Raw genomic sequence first — 3,277 nt, 5'->3', positions numbered from 1 at the left:
CCGGGTTCCGTCGCCGGCCGGCGTCGCGCGGCGGGCGCCGCGGCCTCGGCGCTTGCGGCGCATCAAGGCCGCGGCAGGCATCCCGGCCCATGCTGGCGACTGCACCGACCGGCCCACGGCGGCCGGGCGTGGAGGACGGCCCGATGACGCAGCGCACCCCGCTGGGGAACAGCCCGGCGAGGACCATGTGATGGAGGTGACGCTGGCGCTGCTGGCCGGAGGGGCCGGCAGCCTGGCCGCCTATCTGGCGGCGCATGTGCTGCTGTGCCTGGTGCCGGCCTTCTTCATCGCGGGCGCCATGACGGCGCTGATCCCGAAGGCCAGCATCACCCGCTGGCTGGGGCGGCAGGCGCCGGCCGTCGTCTCCTATCCGGCCGCGGCGGCGGCGGGCTCGCTGCTGGCCGTCTGCTCCTGCACCATCGTGCCGCTGTTCGGCGGCATCTACCGCCGCGGCGCGGGGATCGGCCCCGCCATCACCTTCCTGTTCTTCGCCCCGGCCGGGAACATCATGGCGCTCGCCTACACGGGCAGCATCCTGGGCGCCGAGTTCGCCGCCGCGCGGCTGCTGATGTGCCTGCTGTTCGGCATCGGCATCGGCCTGCTGATGGCGCTGCTGTTCTGGCGCGACGACCTGCGGCGCGAGGTGCAGCCGGATGGCGCCTTCGCGGAGCGGGCGAGCATCTCCGGCCCGGCGCTCGGCGTGCTGCTGTCGCTGGTGGCGCTGCTGGTCGCGGGCACGCTGCAGCTCTGGCCGCTGAAGGCCGGGCTTGCCGGCTTCACCCTGCCGCTGGCCTGGGCCGAGGAATGGCAGGCCACCCTGGTCCGGCTGGTGCCCTTCGATGCCGCGAAGGGGGAGGAGGGCGTCAGCTTCCAGGGCTCCGTGCTGATCGCCGTGCTGCTGCTGATCGCCGCGACGGCGTGGCGTGGGCTGGAGAACATCACGGAGGGCGCCAACCGCTGGACCGCGGCGGCGCTGGGGCTGACGGCCGGCACGCTGCTGCTGGCTTCGCTGCGGCTGACGCCGGGGGGCGGCGGGCTCGAGGTGATGCTCACCGGCCGCGTGCTCGCGGTCGGGCTCGCGCTGCTGGCGGTGTGGCATTTCGCGCGCCGGCTGCCGGCGGCGGAGTGGCGGGCCTGGCTGTGGGAATCCTGGCGCTTCGTGAAGCAGATCTTCCTGCTGCTGGTCGTCGGCGTCTTCGTGGTGGGCATGGTGCGCCAGGTGATCCGGCCGGAGTGGATCGAGAGCCTGGCCGGCAGCAACACGCTGCAGGCCAATGCCGTCGCGGTCGGGTTCGGCGTCTTCATGTATTTCCCGACGCTGGTGGAGGTGCCGGTGGCCCGCATGTTCCTGGACCTCGGCATGCATCCGGGCCCGCTGCTGGCCTATCTGATGGCCGACCCGGAACTCAGCCTGCAAAGCGTGCTGATGGTGACCGCGGTGATCGGCCGGGCGAAGACCGCCGCCTATGTCGGGCTGGTGGCGGTGTTCAGCATGGCGGCCGGGCTGATCTACGGCGCCTGGGTGGACGGCGCCGGCGGGCTGGCGCTGGTGCTGGCGCTGGCCGCCGCGCTCGGCCTGCTTGGCGTCGCGCTGGCCTGGCTGCGGCGGCGGCAGCATGCCGCGGCCATCGCGTGACCCCTGCCCGACGAGAGGAGGATGCCGTGCGCACCATCAAGATCCTGGGCTCCGGCTGCGCCAACTGCCGCAAGCTGGAAGCCGTGGCGCGGGAGGCCGCCGGGAAGGCCGATGTCCAGGCCGAGTTCGTCAAGGTGACGGACATGACGGACATCCTGGCCTACGACCTGATGTCCACCCCCGGCCTCGTCATCGACGAGAAGCTGGTCAGCAGCGGGCGCATCCCCACGGTGGCGGAAGTGCAGGGCTGGCTGGCGGCCTGAAGGGCGGCGGCGCGGGTCAGCCCAGGCTCTTGCGGAACCACAGCCGGCTATGGCCGGCCGGCATGCCGTCCAGCCGGCCGAATTCCGTGTAGCCGTTGCGCTGCCAGAAATCCGGCGCCTGGAAGCTGAAGGTGTCGGTGTAGGCATGGGCGCAGCCGCGTTCGCGCGCCACCGCCTCGGCCCGTTGCAGCAACTCCGACCCCAGGCCGAGGCCGCGCACCTCGCGCGCCAGCCACAGCCAGTCGATGAAGAGCCAGCCCCAGAAGGTCAGGCCGAGCAGCCCGCCGCGCACCGCGCCGTCGGGCGCGCGGGCCAGCAGCGTCACCGGCTCCCGGTCGTAGGGGCCGCCCATTTCCTGGTTGTAGGCGTGCAGGCCGCGCTGGATGGCGGCGACCGCGTCGAGCTCGGGGAACGCGTCCTCGACGATCTCGATGTCGCTGGCCTTGTCGATCATGCCGCCTTCATGCTCCGGGCCGGGGAGGAGGCCACGGCCGGGGCCGCGGCGCCAGCCCCCTGCGCATGTCAGCGAGGGGCAAGGCTTCGCAGGGCCAGCGCCAGGGCGCGCACCTCGTCGGCGGCCAGCGAGCGGGGCGCGGCCTCCGTCACGCCGAGGCCGGCGGCGAAGGCGGTGGCGAACCCGCTGCGGTTGCCGATCGGCGCATCGATCAAGCGGAGACCCTTCTCGCGCAGTGCCTCCGCCACCTCGCCCGCCAGCTTGCCCTGGGCGGGCACGCGGTTGAGCGCGACGGCCACCGGGCGCTTCTCGGCCTTGGCCAAGTCCAGCGTGGCGCCGGTGGCCCAGAGATCGGCCGGGGAGGGCTGCAGCGGCACCAGCACCAGATCCGCGGCGCGGATCGCGATGCGGGCATCGGTGTCGTCGTGCGGCGGCGTGTCCAGCAGCACGATGTCGTGGCTGCGGCGCAGCTTGTCGCAGGTGGCGGGCACCCGCCAGCCGGCCGGCGCCTCGAAGTCCAGCACGCTGGCGCGGCTGCCTGCCTTGCCGCGCGCCGCGTGCCAATGGGAGAGCGTCTTCTGCGGATCGGTGTCGAGCAGCGCCACGCGCTCGCCGAGGCCGGCGAAGGCCGCGGCGAGGTTGGCGGCGAGGGTGGATTTGCCGACGCCCCCCTTGCGCTGGGCGACGGCGACGACGAAGGCCATGGCGGCGACTCCGCACGGTCATTGTGCGGTGCGAAGGATAGCAGCGGCCCGGCCAGCGGCCTAACGGCCGGTGGTGGAGGCGTCCGGGCGGTCCGCGACGTTGGGCGGGATGCGGTCGCGGCTGGTCGTGACGCCCTCCGACGCGCCGGGCTGCGTGGCGCCGGGCACCGGCGGGCCGCCGAGGACGCGGTGGTCGCCGGGCGGCGTGGTGCGGGCCTCG

General features: G+C 73.8%; 4 protein-coding genes. 2 read left to right on the top strand and 2 right to left on the bottom strand.

Annotated features, from left to right (window positions below):
* Together OZN99_RS28225 and OZN99_RS28220 are read left to right on the top strand one after the other, a co-directional pair.
* Positions 1-1,636 (top strand): permease (locus OZN99_RS28225; protein ID WP_270938548.1); only part of this gene is annotated, 1,636 nt, incomplete at its 5' end.
* A gap of 26 nt (positions 1,637-1,662) precedes the next feature.
* Positions 1,663-1,899, top strand: coding sequence for a thioredoxin family protein (locus OZN99_RS28220; RefSeq protein ID WP_270938547.1), 237 nt, complete (start codon positions 1,663-1,665; stop codon positions 1,897-1,899).
* A 16-nt stretch (positions 1,900-1,915) separates the two neighbouring features.
* On the opposite strand, the gene OZN99_RS28215 is transcribed toward OZN99_RS28220, so the two are convergent.
* Together OZN99_RS28215 and parA are read right to left on the bottom strand one after the other, a co-directional pair.
* A complete protein-coding gene (locus OZN99_RS28215) occupies positions 1,916-2,353 on the bottom strand; it encodes a GNAT family N-acetyltransferase (RefSeq protein WP_270938546.1) in 438 nt (145 codons plus the stop codon).
* Positions 2,354-2,421: 68 nt separating this feature from the next.
* Positions 2,422-3,057, bottom strand: a complete 636-nt coding sequence (gene parA, locus OZN99_RS28210; RefSeq protein ID WP_270938545.1) for a ParA family partition ATPase — start codon at positions 3,055-3,057, stop codon at positions 2,422-2,424.
* Between the last annotated feature and the right edge of the window lie 220 nt (positions 3,058-3,277).

The sequence above is a fragment of the Falsiroseomonas oryzae genome (assembly GCF_027856955.1).
Taxonomy (GTDB): Bacteria; Pseudomonadota; Alphaproteobacteria; order Acetobacterales; family Acetobacteraceae; genus Falsiroseomonas; species Falsiroseomonas oryzae.
The sequence above is the reverse complement of the archived record's forward strand: the minus strand, read 5'-3'. Positions and strand labels throughout refer to the sequence as shown.